Below are 4,345 nucleotides of genomic sequence, written 5' to 3' on the forward strand. Positions count from 1 at the left end.
GACGGAGATCCGGTCAGCGGCCGAGGGCCGCCATCGCCGCGTTGTGGCCGGGGATGCCGCTGACCGGATCTCCGTCACGCGGACCGGACGGGAGGTCCCCCACGGTGGCCTCTCCGTTCGGACGCGTTGACGTCGCCCCGCCCCCGCCTGGGGTGTGAAGCTGATCTGCGAGCGCGCTTAAGAAATCCTCGATGGACCGCGAGCGCTCGGTACGGAAGATTCAGTTCCAGGGATCTTGGGCGCGTTGCCGTGCCCGTACCCCGCACATCACAGGAACACGCACGTCGGGAGCCGTGGCATTGAAGGCGTTGGTCAAGCTGAAGGCGGAGCCGGGACTCTGGCTCACGGACGTGCCCGAGCCGGAGACCGGTCCTGGCGACGTACTCATCAAGGTGAAGCGGACCGGTATCTGCGGGACCGACCTGCACATCCGCTCCTGGGACGGCTGGGCGCAGAAGACGATCGCCACGCCGCTGACCCTCGGCCACGAGTTCGTCGGCGAGGTCGTCTCCGTCGGCCGTGACGTCGCCGACATCACCATCGGCGACCTGGTCAGCGGCGAGGGCCACCTCGTCTGCGGCAAGTGCCGCAACTGTCTGGCCGGCCGCCGCCACCTCTGCCGCGCCACCATCGGCCTCGGCGTCGGCCGGGACGGCGCCTTCGCCGAGTACGTGGCGCTGCCCGCCTCCAACGTGTGGGTGCACCGCGTCCCCGTCGACCTCGACATCGCCGCGATCTTCGACCCCTTCGGCAACGCCGTGCACACGGCGCTCTCCTTCCCGCTGGTCGGCGAGGACGTCCTCGTCACCGGCGCGGGCCCGATCGGCATCATGGCCGCCGCCGTCGCCAAGCACGCGGGCGCCCGCAGTGTCATGATCACCGACGTCAGCGAGGAGCGCCTCGCCCTGGCGCGCAAGACGGGCGTCACGCTCGCCCTCAACGTCGCCGAGCAGACCATCGCCGACGGCCAGCGCACTCTCGGGCTCAAGGAGGGCTTCGACGTCGGCCTTGAGATGTCCGGCAACCCGCGCGCGATGCGCGACATGGTCGCCAACATGACCCACGGCGGCAAGATCGCCATGCTGGGCCTGCCCAGCGAGGACTTCGCCGTCGACTGGGCGAAGATCGTCACCTCCATGATCACGATCAAGGGCATCTACGGCCGCGAGATGTTCGAGACCTGGTACGCGATGTCGGTGCTCCTGGAGGGCGGACTCGACCTCTCGCCCGTCGTCACCGGACGTTACACGTACACCGACTTCGAGGCCGCCTTCGACGACGCGGCCTCGGGCAAGAGCGGCAAGATCATCCTCGACTGGACTGCGGGAGCCTGACCCATGTTCGATTCCGTACGCGACGACATCCGTGCCACTCTCGACGAGATCCAGAAGGCCGGACTGCACAAGCCCGAGCGCGTCATCGGCACCCCCCAGTCGGCCACCGTCGCCGTGACCTCGGGCGGCCGCCCGGGCGAGGTGCTCAACTTCTGCGCCAACAACTACCTCGGCCTCGCCGACCACCCCGAGGTGGTCGCCGCCGCCCACGAGGCGCTCGACCGCTGGGGCTACGGCATGGCGTCCGTCCGCTTCATCTGCGGCACGCAGGAGGTGCACAAGGAGCTGGAGGCGCGCCTCTCGTCCTTCCTCGGCCAGGAGGACACGATCCTCTACTCCTCCTGCTTCGACGCCAACGGCGGTGTCTTCGAGACGATCCTCGGCTCCGAGGACGCCGTCATCTCCGACGCCCTCAACCACGCCTCGATCATCGACGGCATCCGCCTCTCCAAGGCCCGCCGCTTCCGCTACGCCAACCGCGACATGGCCGACCTGGAGCAGCAGCTCAAGGAGGCCACGGAGGGCGGCGCCCGGCGCAAGCTCATCGTCACCGACGGCGTCTTCTCCATGGACGGCTACGTCGCCCCGCTCGGCGAGATCTGCGACCTGGCCGAGCGCTACGACGCCATGGTGATGGTCGACGACTCGCACGCCGTCGGCTTCGTCGGCCCCGGCGGCCGCGGCACCCCCGAACTGCACGGCGTGATGGACCGCGTCGACATCATCACCGGCACCCTCGGCAAGGCCCTCGGCGGCGCCTCCGGCGGCTACGTCGCGGCACGTGCCGAGATCGTCGCCCTGCTGCGTCAGCGCTCCCGCCCGTACCTCTTCTCGAACACCCTCGCCCCGGTGATCGCCGCCGCCTCCCTCAAGGTCCTCGACCTGCTGGAGTCCGCCGGTGACCTGCGCGACCGGCTGCGCGCCAACACCGAGCTGTTCCGGACCCGGATGACGGCGGAGGGCTTCGACATCCTCCCCGGCGACCACGCCATCGCCCCCGTCATGATCGGCGACGCGTCCGAGGCCGGCCGCATGGCCGAGCTGCTCCTGGAGCGCGGCGTGTACGTGATCGGTTTCTCGTACCCGGTCGTGCCGCAGGGCCAGGCCCGCATCCGTGTCCAGCTCTCCGCCGCCCACTCCACGGAGGACGTGAACCGGGCCGTCGACGCGTTCGTCGACGCCCGCGCGGCCCTGCGGGGCTGAGGCGGGCGCGGGCCCCGCGGCCTGCGAGACTGGGGGAATGATCGAAGCACGGCGGTTGCACATCCTCCGTGCGGTGGCAGACCACCGCACGGTCACGGCGGCGGCCGCCGCGCTCTATCTCACCCCCTCCGCCGTCTCCCAGCAGCTCGCCGCCCTGGAGCAGGAGACCGGCCACCGCCTGGTGGACCGCAGTGCCCGTGGCGCCCGCCTCACCCCGGCCGGCGAGATTCTCCTCAGCCACGCCAACGCCGTCCTCGCCCAGTTGGAGCGCGCCGAGTCCGAGCTCGCGGCCTACGGATCCGGCGAGGCCGGTACGGTCACGGTCGCCGCCTTCGCCACCGGCATCGGACTCGTGGTGGCCCCGGCCATCAGGGCACTGGCCGACTCGGCCCCCGGCATCCGGGTCCGCGTACGGGACGCCGAGGGCGACGAGAGTCTGATGATGGTCCTCGACCGGCAGGTCGACGTGGCCGTCGCGGTCGAGTACCGGGGCGCGCCGGGCGAGGACGACGCCCGCCTCACCCGCGTCCCGCTCTACGCGGAGCCCTTCGACGCGGTCCTGCCGCCCGGCCACCCGCTGGCGGCCGGTGAGCGGGTCGCGCTCGGCGACCTCGCGAAGGACGCCTGGATCGGCCAGTCCGCAGGCAACCCCTGCCATGACGTCACCGTCCTGGCCTGCGAATACGCCGGGTTCACGCTGAACCCGGAGCACTCGTCCGACGACTTCCGCGCCGTCGTCGCCCTCGCGGCCGCGTCCGCCGGCGTGGCGCTCGTGCCGCGTTCGGCGCTGCGCGGCATGGAGCTCACGGGCGTGGAGGTCCGCCCGATCGAGGGCGTCGCCCCGACCCGCAGGGTGTTCGCCGCCGTCCGGCGGGGCGCGGAGGACCACCCGCTGATCAGCCCCGTACTGACCGCCCTGGGGGTGGCATCGGAATCCGGCGCCTGACGCCCGGTCTCCGCCAAACACCGTGCAAGTGCCGGCGGAGCCCCGTGGGCCCCACCAGACTGGGGAGCCGTGGAAACCATGGTGCGTGTCAGTCACGGCGAGGTCTGGGCGGACGACGCGGGAGGGGACGGCCTGCCGCTGGTCCTGCTCCATCCCGGCGTCGGCGACTCCGCGGTGTGGGACCCGGTCCTGCCGGCGCTCAGCGCGCGGCGTCGGGTGATCCGCTACGACGTGCGCGGCTACGGCCGCTCGCCCGCGCCCACCGCCGAGTACCTCCCGGTCCGTGATCTGGCCGCGGTCCTCGACCACTTCGAGATCGAGCGGGCGGTTCTCGTGGGCTCCAGCATGGGCGGGGCCACCTCGGTGGACTTCGCCCTGGAGGCGCCCGAGCGGGTGGCGGGCCTCGCCCTCCTCGTTCCCGGTGTCTCCGGGTACGAGGGGCTGGCCACGGGCGAGTTCTTCGAGCGCTTGGAGCCGCCGGCCACGGCGGGCGACATGGAGGGCATCGTCCGGCTCGGCCTGCGCGTGTGGGCGAAGGCCGGCGGCGGCACCCCCGAGTCCGACCCGGTCGCGGCCGCCCTGTGCCGGGCCGTGCTGCCCGCCTGGTTCAGCAACATCGGCCATCAGCTCACCGGTGCGCCCGCCTTCGACCGGCTCGGGGAGCTCTCCGTACCGACCCTGCTCGCGCTGGGCGAGCTGGATCGGCCGGAGGTCGTGCGCTGCAACGAGGAGATGGCCGACCGGATCCCGGGCTGCCGTCTCGTCCGGCTGACCGCCTCCGACCACTACCCGACGCTGCGGGAGCCGGAGCGCGTGGCCCGGCTGATCGAGGAGCTGTACGCGGAGGCGGTCAGCCGGACGA

Annotated in this window: 4 protein-coding genes; all 4 read left to right on the top strand. The window is 72.0% G+C overall.

Going from position 1 to position 4,345, the window contains the following annotated elements:
• The first annotated feature begins 299 nt into the window (after positions 1-299).
• A complete protein-coding gene (tdh, locus tag AOK00_RS29825; protein ID WP_055603338.1) occupies positions 300-1,334 on the top strand; it encodes an L-threonine 3-dehydrogenase in 1,035 nt (344 codons plus the stop codon).
• A 3-nt stretch (positions 1,335-1,337) separates the two neighbouring features.
• On the top strand, positions 1,338-2,537 hold the full coding sequence (locus AOK00_RS29830) for a glycine C-acetyltransferase (RefSeq protein WP_055603339.1): 1,200 nt from the start codon (positions 1,338-1,340) through the stop codon (positions 2,535-2,537).
• Between the two features lie 37 nt (positions 2,538-2,574).
• Positions 2,575-3,483 carry a LysR family transcriptional regulator gene (locus AOK00_RS29835; RefSeq protein ID WP_055603340.1) on the top strand — a complete coding sequence of 303 codons (909 nt, stop codon included), beginning with the start codon at positions 2,575-2,577 and terminating at the stop codon, positions 3,481-3,483.
• 78 nt (positions 3,484-3,561) lie between these two features.
• On the top strand, positions 3,562-4,345 hold a 784-nt coding region (locus AOK00_RS29840; protein WP_063886691.1), incomplete at its 3' end, for an alpha/beta fold hydrolase.

This window comes from Streptomyces aureus (assembly GCF_001418135.1).
Lineage (GTDB): Bacteria > Actinomycetota > Actinomycetes > Streptomycetales > Streptomycetaceae > Streptomyces > Streptomyces aureus_A.

Excerpts from the sequence above, each read along its gene's own strand:
- AOK00_RS29835 (WP_055603340.1), top strand. The coding sequence starts at position 2,575 with ATGATCGAAGCACGGCGGTTGCACATCCTCCGTGCGGTGGCAGACCAC.
- AOK00_RS29830 (WP_055603339.1), top strand. The coding sequence starts at position 1,338 with ATGTTCGATTCCGTACGCGACGACATCCGTGCCACTCTCGACGAGATC.